Source organism: Sphingobium fuliginis (genome assembly GCF_004152845.1).
GTDB lineage: Bacteria > Pseudomonadota > Alphaproteobacteria > Sphingomonadales > Sphingomonadaceae > Sphingobium > Sphingobium fuliginis.
In genome coordinates this window covers 21,692-46,711 of the sequence record NZ_SEON01000007.1, presented here as the reverse complement: position 1 = coordinate 46,711, position 25,020 = coordinate 21,692, and the positions used below count along the sequence as shown (strand labels likewise).

General features: G+C 67.0%; 23 protein-coding genes. 8 read left to right on the top strand and 15 right to left on the bottom strand.

The genetic code is table 11. The features are described from left to right. Positions 1–122 precede the first annotated feature (122 nt). The 6 genes from EWH10_RS16280 to EWH10_RS16255 all read right to left on the bottom strand — a co-directional run bounded on the left by EWH10_RS16280 (position 123) and on the right by EWH10_RS16255 (position 6,505). Positions 123–2,135 (bottom strand): hybrid sensor histidine kinase/response regulator, encoded by a 2,013-nt coding sequence (locus tag EWH10_RS16280; protein ID WP_065846322.1) that lies wholly within the window; start codon positions 2,133–2,135, stop codon positions 123–125. After that, on the bottom strand, positions 2,132–3,622 hold the full coding sequence (locus EWH10_RS16275; protein WP_025548727.1) for an ATPase domain-containing protein: 1,491 nt from the start codon (positions 3,620–3,622) through the stop codon (positions 2,132–2,134). Before EWH10_RS16275 ends, EWH10_RS16280 begins: the two co-directional genes overlap by 4 nt. Positions 3,623–3,726: 104 nt before the next feature. Continuing rightward, positions 3,727–3,924, bottom strand: a complete 198-nt coding sequence (locus EWH10_RS16270; RefSeq protein ID WP_044660946.1) for a hypothetical protein — start codon at positions 3,922–3,924, stop codon at positions 3,727–3,729. A gap of 56 nt (positions 3,925–3,980) precedes the next feature. After that, positions 3,981–4,691 (bottom strand): Crp/Fnr family transcriptional regulator, encoded by a 711-nt coding sequence (locus EWH10_RS16265; RefSeq protein ID WP_025548724.1) that lies wholly within the window; start codon positions 4,689–4,691, stop codon positions 3,981–3,983. Positions 4,692–4,841: 150 nt separating this feature from the next. Next, positions 4,842–5,744, bottom strand: coding sequence for an NAD(P)H-hydrate dehydratase (locus EWH10_RS16260; RefSeq protein WP_065846321.1), 903 nt, complete (start codon positions 5,742–5,744; stop codon positions 4,842–4,844). Then, the gene (locus tag EWH10_RS16255) at positions 5,741–6,505 is read right to left on the bottom strand and encodes a histidine phosphatase family protein (protein ID WP_044660945.1); all 765 of its coding nucleotides are present in this window, start codon (positions 6,503–6,505) and stop codon (positions 5,741–5,743) included. The genes EWH10_RS16260 and EWH10_RS16255 overlap by 4 nt, the downstream gene beginning before the upstream one ends. A 138-nt stretch (positions 6,506–6,643) precedes the next feature. Between EWH10_RS16255 and EWH10_RS16250 the strand changes: the two genes are divergently transcribed. Both EWH10_RS16250 and EWH10_RS16245 read left to right on the top strand, forming a co-directional pair. Further along, positions 6,644–7,123 (top strand): pyridoxamine 5'-phosphate oxidase family protein, encoded by a 480-nt coding sequence (locus EWH10_RS16250; protein ID WP_025548719.1) that lies wholly within the window; start codon positions 6,644–6,646, stop codon positions 7,121–7,123. Positions 7,124–7,251: 128 nt separating this feature from the next. Then, entirely contained in the window at positions 7,252–7,905 is a 654-nt protein-coding gene (locus EWH10_RS16245) for an HAD-IA family hydrolase (protein WP_229742677.1), read from the top strand. A 52-nt stretch (positions 7,906–7,957) separates the two neighbouring features. On the opposite strand, the gene EWH10_RS16240 is transcribed toward EWH10_RS16245, so the two are convergent. The 4 genes from EWH10_RS16240 to EWH10_RS16225 all read right to left on the bottom strand — a co-directional run bounded on the left by EWH10_RS16240 (position 7,958) and on the right by EWH10_RS16225 (position 13,867). Beyond that, positions 7,958–9,499: a carboxylesterase/lipase family protein gene (locus EWH10_RS16240; protein ID WP_083199017.1), complete on the bottom strand. Its 1,542-nt coding sequence runs from the start codon at positions 9,497–9,499 to the stop codon at positions 7,958–7,960. 58 nt (positions 9,500–9,557) lie between these two features. Next, the gene (locus EWH10_RS16235) at positions 9,558–12,464 is read right to left on the bottom strand and encodes a TonB-dependent receptor domain-containing protein (protein WP_044660942.1); all 2,907 of its coding nucleotides are present in this window, start codon (positions 12,462–12,464) and stop codon (positions 9,558–9,560) included. Between the two features lie 321 nt (positions 12,465–12,785). Next, positions 12,786–13,103, bottom strand: coding sequence for a hypothetical protein (locus tag EWH10_RS16230; protein WP_044660941.1), 318 nt, complete (start codon positions 13,101–13,103; stop codon positions 12,786–12,788). A gap of 65 nt (positions 13,104–13,168) precedes the next feature. Beyond that, positions 13,169–13,867, bottom strand: a complete 699-nt coding sequence (locus EWH10_RS16225) for a pirin family protein (RefSeq protein ID WP_025548712.1) — start codon at positions 13,865–13,867, stop codon at positions 13,169–13,171. 123 nt (positions 13,868–13,990) lie between these two features. Here EWH10_RS16225 and EWH10_RS16220 point away from each other — a divergent pair, with 123 nt between their 5' ends. Further along, on the top strand, positions 13,991–14,920 hold the full coding sequence (locus EWH10_RS16220; RefSeq protein WP_025548711.1) for a LysR family transcriptional regulator: 930 nt from the start codon (positions 13,991–13,993) through the stop codon (positions 14,918–14,920). Here the strand turns inward: EWH10_RS16220 and EWH10_RS16215 are convergent, their stop codons facing one another. The 5 genes from EWH10_RS16215 to EWH10_RS16195 form a co-directional block, all read right to left on the bottom strand. Beyond that, positions 14,921–15,616 (bottom strand): YoaK family protein, encoded by a 696-nt coding sequence (locus EWH10_RS16215; protein ID WP_044660939.1) that lies wholly within the window; start codon positions 15,614–15,616, stop codon positions 14,921–14,923. It lies immediately after the preceding gene. A gap of 64 nt (positions 15,617–15,680) precedes the next feature. Beyond that, positions 15,681–17,606 carry an amidohydrolase gene (locus EWH10_RS16210; protein ID WP_065846318.1) on the bottom strand — a complete coding sequence of 642 codons (1,926 nt, stop codon included), beginning with the start codon at positions 17,604–17,606 and terminating at the stop codon, positions 15,681–15,683. Next, positions 17,603–17,833, bottom strand: a complete 231-nt coding sequence (locus tag EWH10_RS16205) for a DUF1427 family protein (protein WP_083199016.1) — start codon at positions 17,831–17,833, stop codon at positions 17,603–17,605. The genes EWH10_RS16210 and EWH10_RS16205 overlap by 4 nt, the downstream gene beginning before the upstream one ends. Positions 17,834–17,853: 20 nt before the next feature. Further along, positions 17,854–18,693 (bottom strand): alpha/beta fold hydrolase, encoded by an 840-nt coding sequence (locus EWH10_RS16200; RefSeq protein WP_061939141.1) that lies wholly within the window; start codon positions 18,691–18,693, stop codon positions 17,854–17,856. An 88-nt stretch (positions 18,694–18,781) separates the two neighbouring features. Continuing rightward, positions 18,782–19,441, bottom strand: a complete 660-nt coding sequence (locus EWH10_RS16195; protein WP_044660935.1) for a hydrolase — start codon at positions 19,439–19,441, stop codon at positions 18,782–18,784. A 284-nt stretch (positions 19,442–19,725) separates the two neighbouring features. On the opposite strand from EWH10_RS16195, the gene EWH10_RS16190 reads away from it, so the two are divergent. The 5 genes from EWH10_RS16190 to EWH10_RS16170 all read left to right on the top strand — a co-directional run bounded on the left by EWH10_RS16190 (position 19,726) and on the right by EWH10_RS16170 (position 25,016). Beyond that, positions 19,726–20,451: a GntR family transcriptional regulator gene (locus tag EWH10_RS16190; RefSeq protein ID WP_052628168.1), complete on the top strand. Its 726-nt coding sequence runs from the start codon at positions 19,726–19,728 to the stop codon at positions 20,449–20,451. Positions 20,452–20,610: 159 nt separating this feature from the next. Beyond that, positions 20,611–21,981 carry an amidohydrolase family protein gene (locus tag EWH10_RS16185; RefSeq protein ID WP_025548704.1) on the top strand — a complete coding sequence of 457 codons (1,371 nt, stop codon included), beginning with the start codon at positions 20,611–20,613 and terminating at the stop codon, positions 21,979–21,981. Next, positions 21,978–23,300, top strand: coding sequence for an MFS transporter (locus tag EWH10_RS16180; protein WP_065846317.1), 1,323 nt, complete (start codon positions 21,978–21,980; stop codon positions 23,298–23,300). Before EWH10_RS16185 ends, EWH10_RS16180 begins: the two co-directional genes overlap by 4 nt. An 85-nt stretch (positions 23,301–23,385) precedes the next feature. Next, positions 23,386–23,784 (top strand): c-type cytochrome, encoded by a 399-nt coding sequence (locus EWH10_RS16175; protein WP_044660934.1) that lies wholly within the window; start codon positions 23,386–23,388, stop codon positions 23,782–23,784. Then, the gene (locus EWH10_RS16170) at positions 23,781–25,016 is read left to right on the top strand and encodes an iron-containing alcohol dehydrogenase (RefSeq protein WP_044660933.1); all 1,236 of its coding nucleotides are present in this window, start codon (positions 23,781–23,783) and stop codon (positions 25,014–25,016) included. Before EWH10_RS16175 ends, EWH10_RS16170 begins: the two co-directional genes overlap by 4 nt. The last annotated feature ends 4 nt before the right edge of the window (positions 25,017–25,020 follow it).

Sequence of the window (25,020 nt, the reverse complement as noted above, 5' to 3'; positions counted from 1 at the left end):
ATCGCCCGCGCATCGTGGAGTCGTTACGCAGCCGCGTCAGAAAAGTTCCACGCCAACCTCCGCAATTCCATGCATAATGTGCCTGAAACCCACGGTCGGACGCCGGCAGCCGCACGCCGCCTTCACAGGGCCGCAAGGCTCTTGGCCAGATCGATCTGCTTGAAAGGCTTGGTCAACCGTGGCAGTTCCGCCGAAATTCCGGCATTTTCGGCATAGCCGGAAATCAGCAGCGCCCTGATCTCCGGCTTCAGCGCCCTCGCCTGCTCGATCAGGTCGGTGCCGGTCGTGCCGGGCATCAGATGGTCGGTGACCAGCACGTCGATGCCCGGCTCTGTCCTCATGATCGCGAGCGCATGTTCGGCGGAGCTGGCCTCCAGCACGTCATATCCCAGTTCGCGCAGCATGTGCACGGTGCTGGCGCGCACCAGTTCCTCATCATCCACCACCAGCGCCATGCCATGGTCCAGCTTGACCGGGGCGATGTCCGGCCCGGCGGCTTCCTTCCCGGCCTCGATCTCGCTGGTCGGCAGCCAGAGGCTGATCGTCGTGCCATGGCCCACGGCGCTTTCGATGGTGAGGCCGCCGCCCAGCTGCGCGGCCAGGCCATGCACCATCGACAGGCCAAGGCCGGTCCCCTGGCCCACGCCCTTGGTCGTGAAGAAGGGCTCTATCGCCTTTTCAGCTGTCTGCTGGTCCATGCCGATGCCGGTGTCGGCCACCGACAGCCTTACATATCGCCCCTCCCGCAGATGCAGCCGGTTGTCGGCCGCCATGCTGTCGCAGTTCACGCCGATGCGAAGCTGCCCGCCGTCCGGCATCGCGTCGCGCGCATTCACCGCCAGGTTCAGCAACGCCATTTCGATCTGGTTGGCGTCGGCATGGGCGGCCGGCAGGTCGTCCGCCACCGCCAGTTCGACCTGCACGCGCGGGCCCGACGTGCTGACGATCAGGTCGCGCATGTCCCGCACCAATCCCCCAATGTCGATGGCGGTGGGTTGCAGGGGCTGCCGCCGCGCGAAGGCGAGCAGCCTTTGCACCAGCATCTTCGCCCGGTCGGCCGATTGCAGGGCGCCTTCGATCAGTCGCCGCTCCCGATCGGTGCCCAGGCCGCGGCGGTGGAGCAGGTCGAGGCTGCCGACGATCGGCGTCAGCAGGTTGTTGAAATCATGGGCGACGCCGCCGGTCAACTGGCCCATGGATTCCAGCTTCTGCGACTGGCGCAGCGCCTCCTGCGCCAGTTCCAGTTCATGCGAGCGCTGCTGCACTCGCTCCTCCAGCGTTTCGTTGAGCGCGCGCAGGCGCTCCTCGCTCTGGCGAAGCGCTGCCTCCATGCGGCGGCGTTCGGTGATGTCGTTGAACAGCACGGCGATCTGGGGCGCCCTGGGGTCGCCCACGCGAAAGGCATAGACGTCGTACCAATAGCCGCCCAGCGCATCGGCCGCGTCCTCGAAGCGGACGGCCTCGCCGGTGCAGGCGACCTGGCCGTAAATGTCGAACCAATGCTGTTCATGCTCCGGCACGAGCGAGCGCATCCGCTTTCCCACCGCATCGCTGAGCCCGGTATGGCGCGCAAAGGCGGGATTGGTCTCTATGAAGAGATAGTCGACCGGCTTCCCCGCCTCGTCGAAGATCATCTCTATGATGCAGAAGCCCGCCTCGATCGAATCGAACAGGGTGCGATATTTCTCCGCGCCGCGATGCAGTTCCTCCAGCCTCGCGCGGGCGTCATATTGCCGCCGGCGGCCGCGCAGCGCCGAACGGGCGAGGCTGATCAGCGTGGTGGGGTGGAAGGGCCGCTCCAGGAAATTGACGTTGCCCAGCATCTCCAGATAGCGCGACGCCGACGGGTTGCGTTCCAGCCCGCCGCCGCGGCGGGTCAACAGGATGAAGGGGAAGTCCGACCATTCCGGCTGATCCTGCAACCAGCCGACCAGCGGGTGCAGGTCGCGATTGTGCAGCGCCTCCTCCGTCACCAGCGCGAAGCCGGCGCCATGGTCGATGCCGTTCAGCAGGGCGGGAAGATCCCGGCAGATCTGCGACCGCAATCCCGCCTCGGCCAGCATCGATGCGGCGATCTCCGCATCGCGCCCGACGGGAGCGAGGATCAGCGCCCGTTCGGAAAGATGCGGTATCACGCCTTCTCGTCTTCGAGCAGCGCCGGCGCGCTGCCGACGAAATGCGGAACCCCGCGCAGCACGCCCTGGAAGCCCACCAGCGGTTCGCCCAGGCGAATGCCGTAAGACCCGATGCGGAATTCGCGGATCGTGTCCTCATGCGATCCGGTCCGCTTCTTGATGATCGACATGGCGCGGCGCACCCGGCCCAGCGCTTCGAAATAGCGCAGCAGGATGACCGTGTCGGCCAGATAGGTGACATCGACCGGCGTCTTCATGTCGCCCACCAGCCCATGCTGCGCGACCGTCAGAAAGGTGGTGGCCCCCTGCCGGTTCAGATATTGCAGCAGCTCATGCATGTGCAGGACCAGCGCATTTTCTTCCGGCATGGCGGACTGATAGCCGTTCAGGCTGTCGATGACGACGGTCCTCACGCCATGCCGTTCCACGCAGTTGCGCACCCGCTGGGCAAATTCGCCGGGGGACAGTTCGGCCGCGTCCACCTGCTCGACGATCAGGTCGCCGCTCCCGGCCATGGCCTGCATGTCGATGCCAAGGCCCAGGGCGCGGTTGAAGAGCAGGCCCATCTCCTCGTCGAAGACGAACATCGCCGCCTTTTCCCCGCGCCGGATCGCCGCCGTGACGAAGGTGAGGGCGAGCAGGGATTTGCCGGTGCCCGCCGGGCCGAGGACGAGCACGCTGGAGCCCCGCTCGATCCCGCCGCCCAGCAGGGCGTCGAGTTCGCCGGAATCGCTTTTCAGCACGTCGCGAACGAAGCTGGTCTTGTGTTCGGCCGACACCAGCCGGGGAAAGACACGGACGCCGCCCTTCTCGATGACGAAATCGTGGAAGCCGCCGCGAAAATGCCGGCCGCGATATTTGATGATGCGCATCCGGCGGCGCTCCGGGCCGTAGCCGGGCGACAGTTCCTCCAGCCGGATGACGCCATGGGCGACGCTGTGCACGGTCTTGTCCGCCACCTCCGCCGTCAGGTCGTCCAGCATCAGCACCGTCGCATTCTGTTTCGAGAAGAAGTGCTTGAGCGCCAGTATCTGGCGGCGGTAGCGCAGCGAGCTTTGCGCCAGCAGGCGGATTTCCGACAGGCTGTCCAGCACCACCCGGTCCGGCCGGACCCGCTCGAACGCATCGAAGATGCGGCGGGTGGTCTCGCCCAGTTCCAGGTCGGACGAATAGAGCAGGCTTTGCTGCTGCTGCTCGTCCAGCAGGCTTTCGGGCGGCACCAGTTCGAACAGGTCCACCCCCTCCAGCGTCCAGCCATGCGATGCCGCGCTCTCGCGCATCTCGTCCTCGGTTTCGGACAGGGTGATGTAGAGGCAGCGTTCGCCGCGCCGGGCGCCCTCGATCAGGAACTGCATCGCGATGGTGGTCTTGCCCGTGCCCGGACTGCCTTCCAGCAGGAAGACCCGGCCGCGGGTCAGCCCGCCGGAGAGAATGTCGTCAAGGCCATCCACCCCCGCCAGGGCCTGTTCGGTCGAATAGGTCTCCACGTCATCTCCTTTCAGGGCAGGAGCATCGGCGATTACCATGGGAAGCGGCCGCCCTGAATGCGTCGCAGATTGACTTCGATCAAGTCAGGCCTATCCGATGCGCGTCACGAGCCGGACGCGCCGCTTTCCCTGTCGTCGATCTGTTGCCGCGCCTCCGACGCTGCCCTGATGAGTTCGTTCGCCGTCTCTTCCGCGGCATCCGGCGTCATGCTGATGGCGACACCGTCCGGGCCGTCGAGCATCACCTGTCCTTCCTCTGCATAGGCCTTGCCGGATTCATCGAAAACGCCGTCTCGGGGCATGGACCATCCTCTTCCGTTCATGTGGGAAGGACGCTCCGCAGACGGATGCGGTTCCCTCAGCCGCCGATGAACAGGTAGGATGGGTCGTAATCGCACAGCCGCCGCAGCGCGGCGAGATCGGAGATGGTGACCCTGCCGCGCTGGACCTGGAGCAGTTCCCGTTCCCGGAGTTCCCGCAACATGCGATTGATGTGCACCGACGTCATGCCGCACGCCTCGCCCAGATCGGCCTGGGTCAGCGGCAGCGCGAACCGGCTGCCGTCGCTCAGCCCCACGGCGCGCAGCTTCGCCTCGATCTCGCAGAAGAAATGCGCGATCCGCGCGACGGCGTCGAGCCGGCCGAGGCGGAATATCCATTCCCGGTGCATGGCGGCGTCCAGCAGCGTGCTGAACCACAGCAGCTTCGTCAGATTGGGCCGCTGGGCCAGCAGGCCGTCCAGCGCCTCATGCGGGACCATGGCGATCTTGGAAGCGCTGAGGGTCGCGACATCATGGTCCAGCCGCCCCAGCGGATAGCCGTGGAGGTCGACGAAATCGCCGGGGACGTGGACGGCGACGAGCTGGCGTAGGCCGTTGCGGTCGTCCATGTAGCGGCAGATGAACCCTTCCATCAGGTAAGTGCTGCATGCGATCGGTTCGCCCGCATGGGCGAGCAGCTGGCGCGCATGGGTCTTGCGGACTTGGCTGACGCTGGCCTCCAGCGCCGCGAGATCCTGATCCGACAATTGCTCGCGGCGACGATTGCGGAGGAAGTCGGCAAAGATCATCGGCAGCATGTCTCCCCAGGGCATGGAGGCCCGGCCAATGGCTTATCAGCAGGGCCTGCCGGCGGCCAGCCTCTTCTCTCCGGCCTTTGGTCCCATGGCCCGGCCGGGATGAGGCGGGACGGCGGCAGCGAAGCGAAGTCCGCTTCCGTCTCACCTATTCTGCGGCGCGGTCATCGTCTCATCCAGCAGGCGGGGGACGACGGCGGCGAGTTCGCGCGCCAGGAAACCGATCCTGCCGATCTCTTCCGACAGCGCCCGTCCCGCCGCCCCGTGCAGCCAGCAGCCCCAGGCCGCGGCGCGGAACGGATCGGCCCCACGCGCCAGCAGGCCGCCGATGATGCCCGCCAGAACATCGCCCGATCCCGCCGTGGCCAGGCCTACGCAGCCCCCGTCGAAGCGGAGCAGCCGGCCGGACGGATCGGCCAATATGCTTTCCTGCCCCTTGAGCAGGATGACCGACCGGAAGCGGCCGGCCATGTCGGCTGCGACGCCTTCGGGATCGGCGGCGACGGCGGCTTCATCCATCCCCGCGAAGATCGCCATCTCCCCGCGATGGGGCGTCATGATCACGCGGCCCTCATGGCTGGCGATGACGGGGGCCAGGTCGCGGGCGGAGGTCAGCGCCGCCGCATCCAGCACGACGCCAAGGCCCTGGCGCGGGGACGCGAGCAGGCGCGCCACCAGCGTGTCGGTGCGGTCGCTGACGCTCATCCCCGGTCCCAGGACCATGGCGTCGCATCGTCCGACATGGTCCTCCAGCATGGCCACGGCCTGGGCGGCGATCTCGCCATTGCGGTCGGACGGCAGCGCCAGCATCGACGCCTCGGGCACCAGCACGCCCAGCGCGGTCGCGACCGACTGGACCGTCGCCAGCTGCACCTTGCCGGCCCCCGCCCTGAGCGCTGCCTCCCCCGTCAGGCGCAGGGCGCCGGGGACGAATTCGGCGCCGCCGATCACAACCACGCGGCCGCGCTCATTCTTGTCCGATGCGTCCGCGAGCCCCGGCAGCGGATGGTCGCGCAGCCAGCGGCGATCGATCCGTGGCGGGCTCATCCGCGCGCTCCCGCAATGGCGTCGGGCGCCTTGGTGACGGGCGTGCGGTCCTCCTCCATCGGCGCGGTGACATTGTAGCGCTGAAGGACCAGCCGGCCGTCGCGGCCCGCATCCGCCTCCAGCCGATAATCGGTCACGGCGCAGTTCGCGACGTCACCCTTCGCGTCGATGGCGAGAATCTCGGTTTCCGTGAGGCTCTCCAATATATAGCGCATGCACAGCACCACGACCTGATGGCTGAAGATCATCACCCGCCGCCCGGCATAGTGGAGCGAGATGGTGTCCATCACCGACCGCAGGCGAAGGATGACGTCGCACCAGCTCTCTCCGCCGGGCGGGCGATGATAGAATTTTCCCAGCAGGCGGCGGAATTCGGCCTGGTCGGGGAAGATGTTGCGGATGCCGCCGGTGGTGAGGCCGTCCAATATGCCGAACTCCTTTTCGCGAAGCCGCTCGTCGAAGCAGATCGGCTCCTCCCCCGCCGCGCCGCCATGGTCGCGGAAGAGCCGGGCGGTCTGGCAGGCGCGCAAATAGGGGGAGGACAGCAGCACATCCGGACGGCAATCCTCTGGCTGGCGCGCGAACCAGCGGCCGAGCGAAGCGGCCTGTTCCCGCCCCAGATCGCTCAGCGGCACGTCGGCATCGCGGATGGACAGGGCGATGCGGTCGGCCGCCGCTTCATGAGCGGCGTCCCGCGCGACATTGCCAGCGCTCTGGCCATGGCGCGCGATGATCAATTGGGCGGGCCAGCGGATCGTCATCTGACTTCTTCTCCTTCCCTTCTTCCCTGCATTGGAGGGACAACGCCCGGGCGGCGGATCGGCTTCATCCCGCCGCGCGGGCGGACCCTTCGCGCCCGCCATTCGTATAGTCCGTTCCATAATCGGGAGATGATGATCATGAGCGATGCGCATAAGCTGAAGGAACATCTGTGGGATCGCATGTCGGACAGCCCCTTCATGATGCTGGGCCTGACCGGCAGCGGGCAGCATAGCGAGCCGCTGACCGTCCAGTTGGACAAGGACCAGGTGGATACGCTGTGGTTCTTCGTGGGCAAGGACAACCGTCTGGCCGGCGGCGGCGCGGCGATGGGCCAGTTCGTTTCCAAGGGGCACGATTTCTTCGCCTGTTTCGCCGGTCGCGCGCGCATCGACAATGATCCGGCGATGATCGACAAGCTGTGGTCGACGACGGTCGAAGCGTGGTTTCCGGGCGGCAGGTCGGACCCCAATCTGGCCCTGCTGCGCTTCGACATCGACGAGGCGGAGTTGTGGGAGGCGGACGTGTCGCTGACCGGAAAGCTCAAGATGCTGTTCGGCGGCAGGATACGCCCGAGCGAGGAGGGCAGCCACGCCAGGGTCGAGACGACGGCGAAGTGACCTGGCGATCCGGCGGCGAGCCGCCGGATCGAAACGGGCGTGCGTTTCGCGGCGGTCCTGTGTAGGAGGCGGTCGGGGGGCGGATGCCGGTCCGCCCGCATGGTCTTTTCGCAAGGATGGCGGTGCCGATGGAACACAGGTCCGTGGATGCGGTTCTGCTCGACATGGACGGCACGATCCTGAACTCCATCAAGGTGGCGGAACGGGTCTGGGGCGAATGGGCGCTGCGCCATGGACTGGATGTCGACGCTTTCCTGCCGACCGTCCATGGCGTGCAGTCGGTGGAGACGATCGGGCGGCTGGGCCTGCCCGGCGTCGATCCGGTGGCGGAGGCGGCGCTCGTCACCCAGGCGGAGATCGATACGGTCGACGGGATCGAGGCGATCGAGGGCGCGGCGGCGTTTCTCGCGGCGCTGGCCGATTGCCGCTGGGCCGTCGTCACCTCAGCCCCGCGGCAGCTTGCGCTGCGCCGCATCCTGGCCGCTGGGCTGCCCGTTCCGCCGCTGCTGATCGCGGCGGAGGATGTGGAACGCGGCAAGCCCGCCCCGGACTGCTTCCATCTGGCCGCCGAGCGTCTGGGAACGACGGCGGACCGCTGTCTGGTGATCGAGGATTCGGTGGCGGGGATCATGGCGGCGGAGCGTGCGGGCGCAAGCATCCTGGTCGTCACCGCGACCCATCACCGGCCGATGGAGACCCCGCATCCCGCCATTGTCGACTATCGCGGCCTTGGCGCGGCTCCTGCCACCGGCGGGTCCGTCCGCATCGGACCCATTGGCTGAGGCCAGGAGGACGCTGCGTCAGATCGGACGACGCGCCATCGTCTTCCTTCGCTCAGGGCAGGGTCTGGCCGGTGCGGTCGGCCCAGAGTCGCCACCAATAGGCGATCTGCCCAGCCCGGAAATCGGGGGCGACGGCGGTCCTGCGGTCGATCAGCAGCGGGCCGCGATGAGGGCCTTCATATTCCGTCCAGCGCGGCAGAGCCCTGTTGCCCGACCCAAGGCCGTTGGGGTCGCCGTCCTTGATGAAATGCGCCCAATAATCCTGCATCATCGCGGCCAGACGCGCATTTTCGGCGCCCTGCGACGCCTTGGCCGCGCCCAGCGTATAGCCGAAATCGGCGCAATGCGGCGCGCCCGCCGCCTTGCCGCGCTCGGCGGGCGGGACATAGGCGAAATGATAGGACCAGCTTGGCTGCCAGCGCCCCGCGAGAGCCGCCGTCGCGGTCGCCGCCGCGGTGAAGATGAAGTCGGTCTGCACCTGCCGCAGCAGTTCCGCCGGGGGCAGCCTGCCCTGCGGATCATAGACCTTCCGCACCGCCGCCATGTCGATGCCGAAGCGGTCCTTCAGCACCCTTTCGTCAAAGCCCATCAGGCCGAAGATGCTCGCTTCATTGCTGGTGGAGCCGGCGATATAGGGGACGCGGGCGATATGCCCCCTGGCGAAGGCGATGGCGGTTTCCTCCGGGATCATCTCGCCGTCGACCACCGCGCCGAAATTGGGGGGGCCGGGATCGGCCGCCATGACTGCCGCCGGATCGAGCCTGCGCAGGGCGGCGATGGCCTCTTTGCCCTCGCCGGTCACGCCCGCGCGCGCGGCGAAGGCGACCCCCTCCCGCTCCGCCTGCGCCTGCAGACGGGTCGCATTGTTGATGCCGCCGCCGCTATGCGCGCTGGCGCGGGCGAACAGGCCGCGCGATTGGGGCGAGGCGACCAGCGCGTTGATGCTGGAGCCGCCCGCCGAGCAGCCCATGATCGTGACCTTGTCCGGATCGCCGCCGAAGCGCGCGATATTGTCGCGCACCCAGTTCAGACCGGCGACCTGGTCCATCAGCCAGTAATTGCCGGTCGGCGCCCCCGGCTGCTCCGCGCGCAGGCCGGGGTGCGAGAAGAAGCCGAGCCGCCCCAGCCGATAGTTGAGCGACACCACCAATATGCCGCGCCGGTTATAGATCCGGGCGGCATCGTCGAACAGTTCCGCGCCGGAACCCACGAAGAAGGCGCCGCCATGGATCAGCACCAGAACCGGCATCCTGCCGTCGAACGAGGGGGTGGCGACATTGATCGACAGGCAGTCCTCGCTTTGCGGAGCGCCGCGTTCATGGGGGGTCTCGGGCTGCGGGCAGATCGGGCCGAAGCGGGAGGCGTCGCGAGGGGTGGTCCAGGGGGCGGCAGGGTGCGGCGGCGTCCAGCGATGGTCGCCGCCGGTCGTCCGGGCGAAGGGGATGCCCTTGAAGACGCCGCCTTCGCCCTGCGCCACGCCGCGCACGGGTCCGGATGCGGTCGCCACCACCGGACCTGCCGGAGCCGCCGCGACCAGGCTGCCGCCGACCAGCGAAAGGCAGGCGGCGCCCGCCAGAAATGCTGCTGCCTTCACCCCATCTCTCCCCATGAAGGGCGGGCGGCGTCCCTTCGGTGCGCCGCCCGCCCCGTGATCAGAATTTGAACCGGACGCCGGCGGTGAACGCCCGTCCCACCGTGTCATAGGTGGAGATGATCGTCGGCAGGTTCACGCCCGGAATATCGGCGGCCACCAGCGGCGGATCGCGGTCGAACAGATTGTTGATCGTGATGAACGGTTCCAGGCTGCCGCCCCAACCCTCGATCTTCTGGCTGATGGTGAGGTCGGTGTACCAGACCGAAGGCGCCTTCGCCCCGGAATAATTGTTGTTCGGTTCGCGCGATCCCACCTTCACCGGACCGGTATATTGTTCGGAGACGAAGATGGTGAGCCCGCCGTCGCTGACATAGTTGAGGTTCAGCGTGCCGCGCCATTTCGGCCGGGCGATGGGACCATTGTTGATGCCGTAGCCCGCGGAGTCATAGGCGGGCACCGCCGCGCTCTGCCGCGTCACATATTTGTCGAGCCAGCTCACATAGGCGCGGGCGCTGAAATTGCCGTTGCCAAGGCGCGTCGCATAGCTGGCGTCGATGTCGACGCCCGCCGTTTCCAGCCTGGCGATATTGGCGGCCGCGATGCGGACCAGGCTGGGGAAGGCGGTCGGGCTTGGCCGGGTGATCAGCGCGCATTCGGGCGCAGAGGCATTGGCGACGCAGTTCTGCACGATCCGCGTGGTGTCGAGCGTGCCGATGGCGCCGTCGATCTTCAGGTTGAAATAGTCTGCCGACAGGCTGAAGCCGGGCAGGAAGCGCGGCGTCAGCACGAAACCGAAGGTTCTGGTCTTCGCCTTTTCCGGATCGAGCAGGCGGTTGCCGCCCGACACGGTGGAGACGTTCCCGCTCTGGCCCGACACCGGATCGGTCAGCAGCCCGATGCCGCTCTGGTCGCCCGCGAACAGGTCGAACAAGGTGGGCGCGCGGATGTCGCGGGAGATGGTGCCGCGCAGCAATATGTCCTGTACCGGCTTCCAGGTGAGGCCGACCTTCCACGTTTCGACCTGGCCCGACGTGCTGTAGTCGGTGATGCGGCCCGCGCCGTTCAGTTCCAGCGAGTTGAGGAACGGCATGTCCCTGACGATCGGCAGGTTGATTTCACCGAAGGCTTCCTTGACCGTCACGCTGCCCTGCGCCTGGCCCACATTGGTCAGCCAGTAGAAGAGGGAGGTCGAGGACACGCCGCGCAGGCCGGCGAAATATTCGCTGCGTTCAGCGGCGGTGTCGAGCCGCGAGGGGTCGCTGTTGCTGGTGAGGTCCAGCGACTGCTTGCGCCATTCGCCGCCGACCACGATGTCTACCGGACCGCCCGGCAGTTCGAAGGGCGAACCCTGGAACTGCAGCGCGGCGGCGTCATGCTTGATCCGCGCGTCATAGGACATGGTGCCGGTCGCATAATCATAGCCCGGCTGGTTGGTATAGGCGTCGCCGGTCAGGAAGATGTTGAGCGGCTGGCATCCGGCGAAGCGCGCCCGGATGACGGGATCGGCGCTCAGCGTCGGGCGGCAGACGATATTGCCGTTGGTGTCGCGCACGGCGTCCAGCGCGGCATAGGCCTTCTGATAGTCATAGAGGCCATGCTGGTCGACGCTGTGCCTGGAACTGCCATGGGTATAGTTGACCGACCATTTCCAGCCGTCGCCCAGATTGCCTTCGAGGCCCGCCGTCGCCATCCAGAAATCGGTGCGTTCCTGGGTGAAGGGCTTTTTCGCGCTGTCGCCCGAATATTTGCCGATGTTGAACTGCTGGCCGGGGGTCAGCGCCGCCTCGATCCGGGCGGGGATGAAGGGGTTGCCCTGGAAGACGGGGGCGTTCTGCGTACCGACCCAGGCATTGGACTGGCTGATATAGCTGAGTTCGCTGCGGGTGAAATTGCCCTGCACGAAGACATTGATGTCGTCCGTCACATCGTAGCTGAACCGGCCGAAGGTCTGGTAGGTGCGCAGCGGCGCGACCGCATGGACGTCCGACGGGATGACGAAGCCGTCGCCGCCGATGTTGAACGCCGCCGTTCCGGTCGGCGTGCCGTTGTCGAAGGGCCGGATCGTGCCGTCGCCGTTGATCTGGTAATTGGCGAAGGGGCCGTCCAGTATCTTGCCGTTGTCGCTGGCGAAGATCAGGTGGATATTGTCCTGAAGGATGCGTGGATTGGCGTTGGAGCCCGGCGCCGCTGTGCTGCCCGGAACGCTGCCGACATAGACGTAATTGGCGTTGCCGCCCTTGCGGTCGGACCGCAGCATGCCGTCATTATTATAATATTCGCCCGACAGAAGCAGATGGCCGCGCCCGCCGAACAGGTCCATGCCGCCGGCCAGGCTGATGCGCTGATTGCCATTGTCCCCGCGCTGCGACACGCCGGCCTGGACGCTGCCGGTGAGGCCGGTGAACTTGCGGTTGAGGACGAAGTTGACGACGCCCGCCACGGCGTCCGACCCATAAGCGGCCGATGCGCCCGCCGTCACGATGTCGACGCGCTGGAGCAGGGCGTTGGGGATGACATTGGTGTCGACCGTGCCCTGATAGGTGGTGGGCGGCACGCGCATGCCGTCGAACAGGATCAGCGTGCGGTTGCCGCCGACGCCGCGCAGGTTGAGGACATTGCCATGGCTGGCGCTGTTGGCGAAGTTGTGGGAACTGCGCGAGGGGCTGGAGCTGTTCTGGAACTGCGGCAGCTTGTTGAGCGCATCGGGCACGTTGGTGGGCGTCGCCTTGACCAGATCCTCCGTCGTGGCGACCGTCACGGGGGTGGGCGCGGTATAGCCGTCGCGCACGATGCGCGATCCGGTGACGATGATGTCGCTGGCGCCGGCGTCCGTGCCGGCGTCGGCCGGGTCTTCCGACCGGAGCTGGGCGCCGTCGACCTGGGGAGCGGTCTGCGCCATGGCCGGAGCGACAAGTGCCAGCAAGCTCACACCGACGCATGTGGCGGACGCAACGGACAGCTTCATCCCAAGTCTCCTCTCGCTGGAAGGGTTTGTTATTCAAATATATACTGTGATGCATAATTCGCTAGAAGCATAAAAAGTGCATGTCAATGCATTTTTCGCAAGCGGTTGCGCCGGGTGTCCGCCGCCATGCGGGCGGCGTCGTTGCGGCGTGACAGGGCAGGGCGTTTCGCCGGTGCATCGCAGGATCGGCTTGAAGGGCAGCCGCAACGGCTTCGTCGCGGCCACCCCTCTCATCTGGGGGCCGCGTTGTGTCTCTATCGCTCGGACGCGCTTTTCATCGCCGGTTCGACCGCGCTCCCGCTGTGGGCCGTTGCGACGAAATCAGGCGCCCAGGAGCGCCAGCGCATCGATCTGCCGCCGGGAAAAGCCTCTTTCGTAAAGGGCGGGCATGTGCCGTTCGGCAATCTGCCGCGTGCGGCCGGTCTCGCACAGGAAATCGCGCAGGGGCAGAAGATCGGCGGGCGGCGTGCGGGCGGTCCGGGGCGCGCCGATGATCGCGTTCAGCGCATGGGAAAGGCGCGCGCGCAGCGGTCCGGCGGGCGCCGGATCACCGCAGCCGCAATCGGCCACCGCGATCAGGGCAGCCTTCACATCGTGCCATTCTGCGGGGCTGAGCTCGGGCGGGGCGATATTCAGCATGGTCGTCCTCCTCTTGCGCAGGGTGAAGGGACGCGGCCCAAGGGCCGCGTCCGCTCCTGCTTTCGTTATGCCGCGTCCACCAGGACGATCTCGCTGTCCTCGATCGCGGTGACGCGGATCACGTCCATGTCGCTGATCGCCGCGCCGTCGCGGGCGTTGACGCGCACGTCGTCGATCCGGATCGCGCCGGTCGCCGGCACCAGATAGGCCTTGCGGTCGCGGCCGATCGGATATTCCGCGCTCTCCCCGGCCTTCAGCGTCGCCGCCACCACCCGCGCATCGGTGCGGATCGGCAGGGCGTCATTGTCATTGTCGTAGCCGGAGGCAAGGGTGACGAACTGACCGGCGCGGTCGCCCTTGGGGAAGGGCCGGGCGCCCCAGCTTGGCGCTTCGCCGTCGCGGGTGGGCAGAATCCAGATCTGGAAGATCCGGGTCGTCACATCCTCCAGATTATATTCCGAATGGCGGATGCCGGTGCCCGCGCTCATCACCTGGACGTCGCCGGCCTCTGTCCGGCCCTTGTTGCCCAGGCTGTCCTGATGCGTGATCGCGCCTTCGCGGACATAGGTGATGATTTCCATGTCGCGGTGCGGGTGCGGCGGAAAGCCCGTCTGGGGCGCGATGGTGTCGTCGTTCCAGACGCGCAGATTGCCCCAGTGCATGCGGGCGGGATCGTGATAGCCGGCGAAGGAAAAATGATGCTTGGCATCGAGCCAGCCGTGATTGGCGCCGCCGAGGCTGTCGAAGGGACGCAGTTCGATCATGTCTTGTCTCCTCATCGGGCGGGGGCCGGAAATGGCCTTGCCCTGTTGAACATCTCTTTACAGGCGTGCGGCTTTCCCGTTCAGTGGGATAAATTGCATCGAACCGTTCGAGGAAATGGAACAGTGAACAATCCGGGCATGCCGACCTTCGACCAGCTCCGCATCTTCCTGACGATCGTGGACAGCGGCAGTTTCGCGGCGGCGGGGCGCAGGCTGAACCGCGCCGTGTCCGTCATCAGCTATGGCATCGCCAATCTGGAGGCGCAGCTTGGCCTGACGCTGTTCGACCGGGAGGGGACGCGCAAACCGCAACTCACCGTCGCCGGCCGCGCCCTGCTGGCGGAGGCGCGCAGCATCGCCGACGGCGTGGACGGCCTGCGCGCGAAGGTGAAGGGGCTGCTCGACGGGCTGGAGGCGGAGGTCGACCTGGCGGTCGACGTGATGCTGCCGTCGGAGCGCCTGGGCCGCGTGCTGCGCGCCTTCGCCCGCGAATTCCCGACGGTCCAGCTTCGCCTGCATGCCGAGGCGCTGGGCGCGATCACCGCCATGGTGCTGGACCGCGCGGCGGTGGTCGGCATATCCGGGCCGTTGTCCGCAGGGGTCGAGGGGATCGAGAGCCGGACGGCGGGAGCAGTGGCGATGGTGCCGGTCGCCGCGCCCGATCATCCGCTGGGACGGATGGAGGCCATCGCGCCGGGCGCCGGACGCGACCATATACAGCTGGTGCTGACGGACCGTTCGCGATTTACGGAGGGGCGGGATTATTCGGTGCGCAGCCCCAAGACCTGGCGCCTTGCCGACCTCAGCGCCAAGCATGCGCTGCTGCGGGAAGGCATCGGATGGGGCAATATGCCGCTGCCGATGATCGAGCCGGATCTGGTCGCGGGGACGTTGGTGCGGCTCGCCATGCCCGACCATGACGGGGGCATGTACCGTTTCTCCGCCATCTGGCGGCGCGACACGCCGCCGGGGCCGGCCGCCTCCTGGCTGCTCGATCAGTTCGTGGCGCTGGGCGCGCTGGACCGGGATGTGGAGGGCATGGGCGACATCTGATCAGGCGGGCGCCTTGGCGTCCGGGTGCAGGGCGCAGGCGGCGGTGCCGAAGAGGACCAGCGCGCCCGAGAGGATCAGCGGCGCGACGAGACCGGCGCGATTGACCAGCAAGGCCCCGATGGCCGCGCCCAGCAGGATGGCGGCGACGCCGCCGATGCGGCGGCCGCGATTGGGGCTGCTGCCGCCCGCCAGCGCCGAATCCGCCGCCAGCCCGGTGAGCGTGAGGGTGAGAACCGTGGTGGTGAGGTCCGGCACCTTGAGCTGGCGGACGGTCGCGTTGCGGAAGCCCATGGCAAGGCCGGTCAGCGCGATGATCGCATAGAGCGCGCTGCCGGGCGACTGGCTGGCGATGTCGAAGCCGGTGGCGACGCCCGCCGCGATCCAGAGCAGCACAGCCTCTACCAGTGCGGCCACCATCAGCCAGCGGCGCAGCGGCAGCCCGACATGATGCCTGCCCACGCGCCCCGCCACCAGCGCCCCGATTAGGAAGGCGGCGATGGCGGCCAGATAGGAGAGCGCGTGGAACCCCGGCGTACCCACGGCGGCGAAGCCCAGGAAGACGATATTGCCGGTCATATTGGCGGTGAACACCTTGCCCAGGCCCAGCACGCTGATCGCGTCGACCAGGCCTGTGGTGACGGAGAGCAGGAGGAGCAGCCAGGGCAGCGGCGCGGCGGGGCCGTTGGGAGCGGTCATGATGTCCTCGAATCGCTTGGCTGTTAAAGGGGGCTGGGCGCGTTTATCCGGTCGGCAGGCGAAATCACACTGCCCAGCAGCCGCAGCCGAGCGCGCCCCAGAAGCTCTGGACATCGGCGGCGGGAACCGATGCGCCCAGCGCCGCTGCATGGTCATGACCGTGGACGGCGCAGGCGGAATGGCAACCGCAGGCCGACGCCATCTTCCTGGCCGTCGCATCCTTCCGGTAATGGCCGCCGAAGGTCGCGACCGGCGACCAGTCGGGCATCGCTTTGGGCGCGGCCGGGGCAAGCGGGCCATAATCGCCCTCGCCATAGACGATCCTGCCGCCCAGCACGGTCAGCACCGACCGCAGATGGGCGATCTCATCCTCCGGCACGGTGAAATAATCGTCGGACAGCAGCGCCAGGTCGGCCAGTTGCCCGGCCTTGATCTGCCCCTTCTTGCCGACTTCATTGGAAAACCATGTGTTCTTCTCCGTCCACAGCCGTAACGCCGTCTCGCGGTCCAGCCGGTTGCGCACCGGATAAAGCGCCAGCCCGCCGACCGTCTTCGACGTCACCAGCCAGGACAGCGACACCCAGGGATTGTAGCTGGCGACGCGGGTCGCGTCGGTGCCCGCGCCGACCGGCAGGCCCGCCGCCATCATGCGCTTGATCGGCGGCGTGGCCTCTGCGGCTTTCGCGCCGTAGCGGTCCACGAAATATTCGCCCTGGAACGCCATGCGGTGCTGCACGGCGATGCCGCCGCCCAGCGCCGCGATCCGGTCTATATTGCGGTCGCTGATCGTTTCGGCATGGTCGAAGAACCAGTTGAGGCCCTGCAGCGGAATATCCCTGTTCACCTTCTCGAACACGTCGAGCGCGCGGCCGATGGTCTGGTCGTAGGTGGCGTGCAGGCGCCAGGGCCAGCGGCGTTCGGCCAGCAGGCGGATGACAGGTTCCAGATCGCCTTCCATTTCCGGCGGCATGTCCGGGCGGGCGACGCGGAAATCCTCGAAATCCGCGGCCGAATAGACCAGCATCTCGCCCGCGCCGTTGTGGCGGTAGCTGTCGTCGCCGTCGCCGGGCCTGATCTTCGTCGACCAGTTGGCGAAGTCCCTGAGCTCCTCCTTCGGTTTCTGGGTGAAGAGATTATAGGCGATGCGCAGGGTGAGATCGCCGTCCCTGTGCAGCTTCTCGACGATCTCATAATCGTCGGGATAGTTTTGCGAGCCGCCGCCTGCGTCTATCACGCTGGTGACGCCCAGCGAATTCAGTTCCCGCATGAAATGCCGGGTCGAATTGAGCTGATATTCGGGCGGCAGCTTCGGGCCCTTCGCCAGCGTCGCGTAGAGGATGGTCGCATTGGGCTGCGCCAGCAAAAGGCCGGTCGGATTGCCCTGCGCGTCGCGGACGATCTCGCCGCCCGGCGGGTTGGGCGTATCCTTCGCATAGCCCACCGCCCGCAGCGCCGCCGCGTTCAGCAACGCGCGGTCATAGAGATGGAGGATGAAGACCGGCGTGTCGGGCGCCGCGGCGTTGATCTCTTCAAGGGTCGGCAGGCGCTTTTCCGCGAACTGATGCTCGGTGAAGCCGCCGACGACGCGCACCCATTGCGGCGGCGGCGTGATTTCCGCCTGGCGCTTCAGCATCGCCATGGCGTCGGCCAATGTCGGAACGCCTTCCCAGCGCAATTCCATATTATAGTTGAGGCCGCCCCGGATGACATGGATGTGGCTGTCGATCAGGCCGGGGATGAGGCGGCGGCCCCCGGCGTCGATGACCTGCGCGTCGGGGGAGGCGGCGGCGCGGACTTCGCCTTCGCCGCCGACGGACAGGAATGTGCCGTCGCGGATCGCCACGGCCTGCGCTACCGGATTTTCCCGGTCCAGCGTCGTGACCCTGGCATTGATGATGATGACGTCCCTGGCGGTCATGGCGAAGCTTTCCGTGGCGGTGAACAGGGTGGTGGCGCCGGCGCCGGCAAGCGCCCGGCGGCGGGTGATCACTGCTCCTGCTCCGGCTTTGGCGGCAGGGCGGCGGCGCTTTGTTGCGCGGGGGTGAAAGGCTTGCCGCGCAACAGGCTGCCGGCGACCGGCACGACCCGTTCGCCGGCGAGGATGCCTGCCAGCCCGACCAGCGCGATGACCGGCGGGGCTGGGGAACGGAACCCAAGCAGGCTGTAGACGATGCCGACCAGCAGCCCGGCGCCCAGCGAGAATATATAGGCTTTCATGGGTCCGTTCCTTCGCTGCGTCAGGCCTTGATGAACGCCAGAATGTCGGCGTTGAGGACATCGGCGTTCACCGTCAGCATGCCGTGCGAATAGCCCTCATAGATTTTCAGCGTGGCGTTGGGCAGGATTTCGGCCTGGAGCAGGCCTGCATTCCTGTAGGGCACGACCTGATCGTCGTCGCCGTGCAGGACGAGCGTGGGGACGGTGATCGCCTTCAGATCGTCGGTCTGGTCGGTTTCGGAAAAGGCCTTGATCCCTTCATAATGGGCGAGCGCGCTGCCCATCATCCCCTGCCGCCACCAATTGTCGACGACGGCGGGCTTCACCTCCGCCCCTTCGCGGTTGAAGCCGTAGAAGGGGCCGGCCGCAACCTCATGGAAGAATTGCGCGCGGTTGGCGGCAAGGCCCGCGCGCAGCCCGTCGAACACATCGATCGGCAGGCCGCCGGGATAGCGGTCCGTCTTCACCATGATCGGCGGCACGGCGCTGACCAGCACCGCCCTGGCGACGCGCCCTTCGGGCAGGCCGTGGCGGGCGACATAGGCGGCCACTTCGCCGCCGCCGGTCGAATGGCCGATGTGGATGGCGTCGCGCAGATCGAGATGCCGGGCCACGGCGGCCGCGTCGGCGGCATAATGGGCCATGTCATGGCCGGAATCGACCTGTTGCGAGCGGCCATGGCCACGCCGGTCATGGGCGATGACGCGATAGCCCCGGGCAAGGAAGAACAGCATCTGCGTGTCCCAGTCGTCGGCGGAAAGCGGCCAGCCATGATGGAACATGATCGGTTGGGCATCCTTGCTGCCCCAATCCTTGTAGAAGATGTCGACGCCGTCCGGGGTGGTGACGAAATTGCTCATCGGGAAATCCTTTCATCGCTCTGGCTTGGGGGTGCGGGAGAAGGGGCAGCCGGGCCAAAGGGGCGGCCCGGCTGTGGGGAAGGGGGGATCAGTGGCCGCCTTCGGAGGCGCCGAACATGGTGCTGGCATAAGTGATGCCCAGTCCATAGGCGCCGCCCCACTGGCGGGCGATGCCGGTGGTAAGCGCATAGGTTTCGGCGCGCGCCCAGTCGCGTTGCAGTTCGAGCAGATATTGCAGCGCCGTGATCGGGCGCGCGCCCGCCTGGATCATGCGTTCCACGGCGCGGTCATGGGCTTCCTCGGAAATGTCGCCGCTGGCGTCGGTGATGACATAGACCTCGAAACCCTGTTCGAGCGCGGAGAGCACCGGGCCGACGATGCAGACGCTGGTCCACAGTCCGGCGATGACCAGGCGGTCCTTGCCGATGCGGTTCACCTCCCCGATCACGGCGGCGTCTTCCCAACTGTTCATGCTGGTGCGGTCGATCATCGGCTGGTCGCCAAAGGCGTCGGCGATCTCGCTGAACATCGGGCCGGAAAAGCTCTTCTCCGCAACGGTGGTGAGGATGGTGGGGACGTGGAATCCGGCCGCGGCATTGGAGACCAGGGCGGCATTGTTGCGCAATATTTCGGGCGCGATCGACTTGGTGGCGAAGGCCATCTGCGACTGGAAGTCGATCAGGATCAGGGCGTGGTCGTCGGGGGACAGCAGCGCATCGGCGGGGGTGGGAATGGCGGTGATCGACATGGCGGGTCTCCTTCCTTGAAAGTGCAGGGGCCCGTCGTTCGGGCTGATGTCGGTCTACTTTCCCTCGCTTCTGCGAAACAGGCGTATAAAATCTACCTATTCGTTCCAAATTCTAGAACAGCCTAAGCGGCCGGCTGGTCCAATGGAGCATAATCGATATTGCACCTTCATTGTAGCAGGACGGTTACGGATCGTCGCGCCGGCCCTGTCTCCTGCAAGATGGCCATCGCCATTGCGACGAAAATATCCTATATGTTCCGCATCTGACCTTATAAGCGGCCTCCATGTCCGACCTTCACAACATGTCACAGCCCGCGGGCGCCCTTGGTTCCCCGGCACGCGCCGCCTCCGGACCGACGCTGGTGGAGCGTGCCTATGAGCATCTTCTCTCCATGCTGATGACGGTGAAGATCGCGCCGGGCGAACGCATTCCCATCGACACCGTCGCGCGCCAGCTCGGCATCTCGCAGACGCCGATTCGCGAGGCGCTGAGCCAGCTGGAGGCGGAGAAGCTGGTCTACAAGACCACCAATGTCGGCTACCGCGCCAGCCCGCAGATGACGCCGGAGGAGGTGCACGACCTTTATACGCTGCGCCTGCTGATCGAACCCTATGCCGCCGCCCGGGCAGCCGAGCAGATCGACGATGAGACGCTTTCCGTCCTGCAGTCGATCCAAGCCGACATGGACGCCGTGGTCGAGCGCGACGAGCAGGCCTATGCCCGTTTTGCGGAAGCGGATGCGCAGCTCCACCGGCTGATCGCGAAGGGCAGCGGGAACCGCCTGATCGAGGAGACGATCGAGCGGCTGCACGCGCATCTCCAGATATTCCGATCGCTCTACCAGAACAGCGCCCAGCCCAATGCGCCCGAAGTGGCCGCGCGGGAGCATCAGGCGATCATCGCCGCCCTGCTGGCGCATGATCCCGTCGCGGCCGAGCAGTCGGTGCGCGACCATCTCACCTGTTCGCAACAGCGGATGGACCGGGCGAACGGCACGTCTCGACGCTGATCGCGCAACCCCCGGATGGGGGAGGCATCACGTGTTGGCCGAACGTTCAACGACGTGGGAAAGCCCCTTGACGGGCCCGCGGCAACCACCTACCACGGTCGCACAGGATCATATAGGATATGAAATAGATCCTGGAGAGGATGGGTAATGCGGTCAGCCATGAAAGCCGGTTTTTCACTTGTCAGCCTGACGGTTGCGATGCTTGCCGGACTTCCGGCGGCGGCGCTGGCCGAAACCAGGGTGCTGCGCGACTTCACGCTGATCGACGGCACCGGCAAGGCGCCGGCGGCGAACCAGGCGCTGGTCATGACGGATGGGCGGATCGACTGGGTCGGGCCGTCCGCGAAGCTGAAGGCGCCGGCCGGGGCGAAGGTCGAAAGGCTGAAGGGCAAATATCTGATGCCCGGCCTGATCGACAGCCATGTCCATCTGGGGCTGGTCGACGGCATCACCCAGGACCTGCAATATCAGACGGCTGAGAATATCGAGAAGCAGCTTCGCATCTACGCCGCCTATGGCGTCACCACCGTCCAGACGCTGGGGACGGAGAAGGACCTGATCTTCCCGATCCAGCAGAGGCGCAAGGGGCCCACGGCGATGTCACGGGTCTATACCGTCGGGCAGGGCGTGGTCTTCAAGGGCAGCTATGGCGGCGTCCCCGGCCTCGACCAGTCGGTCGCCACGGCGGAAGAGGCGCGGGCGATGGTGGACAAGGAGGCGTCGAAGGGCGCAGACCTCATCAAGCTGTGGGTCGACGACGAATTCGGCATGCTGGAGGAACGCATGCCGCCCCGGATCAGCAGCGCCGTGATCGACCAGGCGCACAAGGACGGGAAGAAGACCGTCGCCCACATCTTCTATTATTCCAACGCCGCCGAACTGACGCGGGAAGGGGTGGACGCCTTCGCCCATTCCGTGCGCGACCGCGCCGTGGACGACGCGCTGCTCGGCCAGATGAAGGCGAAGGGCGTGTGGCAGATGGCGGCGACGCTGAGCCGCGAGGCGTCCTTCACCTACAGGACGCTGCCCTTCCTGGACGATCCCTTCTTCGCGCGGGGGGTGACGCCCGCCGTGCTGAAGGAACTGGCCAGTCCGGAGCGGGCGGCGAAGCTGGGCGCGGCGCCCAATTTCCCCAAATATGCGCCGACCCTGCAATATGCGATGGACAATTTCGCGCGGGAGGCGAAGGCGGGCATCCGCTACGGCATGGGCACGGACAGCGGCCCGACGGCGCGCTTTCCCGGCTATTTCGCGCATTGGGAACTGGAACTGATGGTGAAGGCCGGGGTGACGCCGATGCAGGCGATCACGGCCGCGACCAGCGCCAATGCGGAGTTCATGGGCGCCAGGGACATCGGCACCGTCGCGCCGGGCAAATGGGCCGACCTACTGGTGCTGGACCGCGATCCCACGGCGGACATCCGCAACACCCGCGCCATCGACGCCGTCTATATCGCCGGCAACAAGGTGCCGACCATCTGGCAGACCTGCACCGGCCGCGCGGCCGATGCCTGCGGGCCCCGCCCGTGACCGGCGAGGCAGGCGTCGCAGAACCGCGCGACGCGGCCGCCGGAGCCGGTGCGGCGCGCCCGACGCGGGCGCGCCATGTCGTGCTGTGGCTGACGGTGCTCGCCTATCTCATCACCTATATGGATCGCGTCGTGATCGCCACGGCGGCCCCGGTGATCGAGAAGGAATATGGCTTCTCGCCGGTGACGATGGGCTGGATCTTCGCGTCCTTCTCCATCGCCTATGCGCTGTTCCAGATTCCGGGGGGCTGGCTGGGCGACCGGTTCGGGCCGCGCCGGGCGCTGACCGGCGTGGTGCTCTGGTGGTCGACCTTCACCGCCGCGACGGCGCTGACCTGGTCGGCCGGGTCGATGATGGTGTGCCGCTTCCTCTTCGGCATGGGGGAGGCGGGGGCCTTTCCCATCGCCACCCGATCGCTCTCGCGCTGGATGCTGCCGTCGGAACGGGGCTGGGCGCAGGGCCTCACCCATGCGGGGGCGCGGCTGGGCGGGGCGGTGACGCCGGTGTTCGTCGCGCTGCTCATCGTCCAGTTCGGCTGGCGCATGCCCTTCATGGCCTTCGCGCTGGTCGGCATCGGCTGGGCGGCCCTGTGGTTCTTCTATTATCGCGACACGCCGCGCGAGCATCCTTCGGTCAACAGCGCCGAACTGGCGATGATCGAGGGCGCGCTGGGCGCGGGCCGGGCGCGGGTGAGCGTGCCATGGCGGCACCTGCTGGCCAATTCGCAGCTCTGGGTGCTGTCGGCCATGTATTTCTGCTACGCCTATTGCATCAACATCTTCCTGACCTGGTTCCCCAAATATCTGCACGATGCGCGCGGGTTCGACATTGCCATGATGGGCCTGTTCGCCAGCCTGCCGCTGATGGCGGGCGTGGTGGGCGACCTGATGGGCGGATGGGCGTCCGACCTGTTGGTGAAGCGCGGCGCGGGGTTGAAGATGGCGCGCCGCTCGGTCGCGGTGGTCGGCTTCCTGACGGCCGCGGCGATGATCCCGCTGGCGGCCGCCATGGACGGGCATGTGGCGAGCATCCTCTGCTTCTGCATCGCGCTGTTCGGGCTGGAGTTGACGGTCGGCGTATCCTGGGCGGTGACGCTCGACATTGGCGGCGAATATGCGGGCTCGGTATCGGCGGTCATGAACACGCTCGGCAACAGCGGCGCGGCGGTCGCGGCGGCGGTCACCGGCTATATCGTCAGCATGAGCGGCTGGTTCGCCGCCTTCGCGGTCCTCTCCGTCCTCTGCCTGATCGCGGCGGCGCTGTTCCTGCGCATCGACGCCTCGCGCAAGCTGCGTGACGGGCAGGGGGCCCAGGCGTGATGCCATCGCCGGAAATCATCCGCAGCGCCCCGGCGCTTCGGTTCGGACATCGCGCGCATGGCGCGCACGACAGGAGGTTGTTTAGGTGAAGACTTGGATATTCGCTGTGGGCATCGGCGCGGTCATCGCCGGCACGGCGGTCGCCGCCCCCGTGCCGAAGGGAAATGCCGCGCATGGGCAGCAGCTTTTCGCGCGCTGCGCCGCGTGCCACAAGGTCGGGCCGAACCCGGCGCGCTCCATGGGGCCTTCGCTGAACGGCGTCGTCGGCCGCGTGGCGGGCAGTCAAGGCGGCTATGGCTATTCGCCCGCGATGAAGGCGTCGGGCATCAGATGGGACGAGGCCAGCATCGACAAGCTGCTGCAAGGTCCGTCGAAGCTGGTTCCGGGCACCAAGATGATCTTCCCCGGCATGGCCGCCGCGCAGGATCGCGCCGACATCATCGCCTATCTGAAACAATATGGCGCGGATGGTGGCAAGAAGTGAGCGACCTCCCTCCCGCCTTCGGCGCGCTGCGCCTGCCCCGCTCCGTCCTGTTCGGACGCGGGCAGCGCCACGCGCTCGGCTCCGCCGCCGGCAAGCTGGGCAAGCGCGCCCTGCTCTGCACCGACGAACGGCAGGCCGCCCAGCCTGAATTCCACGCCATGGTCGCGGACCTCCAGGCCCATGGGCTGGAGGTCCGGGTCTTCGACCGGACGATCCCCGACCTGCCGATCGGATCGATCAACGCCTGTGTCGAGGAGATGCGCGGCTTCGCCCCCAATCTGGTGGTCGGCATCGGCGGCGGCAGTTCGATGGACATGGCCAAGGTCGTCGCCGTGCTGCTGACCCATGGCGGCGACATCCGGTCCTATTATGGCGAATTCGCCGTGCCCGGCCCGGTCATGCCGCTGATCGCCATGCCGACGACGGCGGGCACCGGATCGGAAGTGACGCCGGTCGCGGTGGTGTCCGACGACGAGCGCGGGGTGAAGGTCGGCATCGCCAGCCCGCATCTGATCCCGCTGGTCGCGATCTGCGATCCGGAACTTACCGCCACCTGCCCGCCCGCCCTGACCGCCTGTTCCGGCGCCGATGCGCTGACCCATGCGGTGGAGGCCTATACGACGCTGGCGCGCCCCGCCGACCCGATGCTGACGCAGGATCATGTGTTCGTGGGCAAGAACCTGCTGTCGGATCATTTCGCGCGGCTGGCGGTCGACAACATCTTCCGCTTCCTGGAGCGGGCCTATCGCGACGGCAGCGACATGGAAGCGCGCGAAGGGCTGATGCTGGCGGCGCTGGCGGCGGGCTGCGCCTTCGGTACGGCGGGTACGGCGGCGGCGCATGCGCTGCAATATCCGGTCGGCAACCTGACGCACACCGCGCATGGCGACGGGGTGGCGACGCTGCTGCCCTATGTCATGCAGTTCAACCGGCCCTTCTGCGCCCCCGCCTTCGCCGAACTGGCGCGGACGGTGGGGCTGTCCGATGCGGCGGAAGAGGACATGTCGCAGGCGTTCATCGATGCGGTCGCGGACCTGCTTGGCCGCGTCAACATTCCACCCTCGCTCGCGGCGCTGGGGCTGAAGGCCGACCAGCAGGACTTCGTGGCGGAAAACGCCCTGAACGCCGCCCGGCTGGTCAAGAACAATCCCCGTCCCCTCGATCTCCCGGCTATGCAGAGCATCACCCGCGCCGCCTTTTCCGGCGAGCGGGCGGCGCTCAAGTCCGCCTGACTTC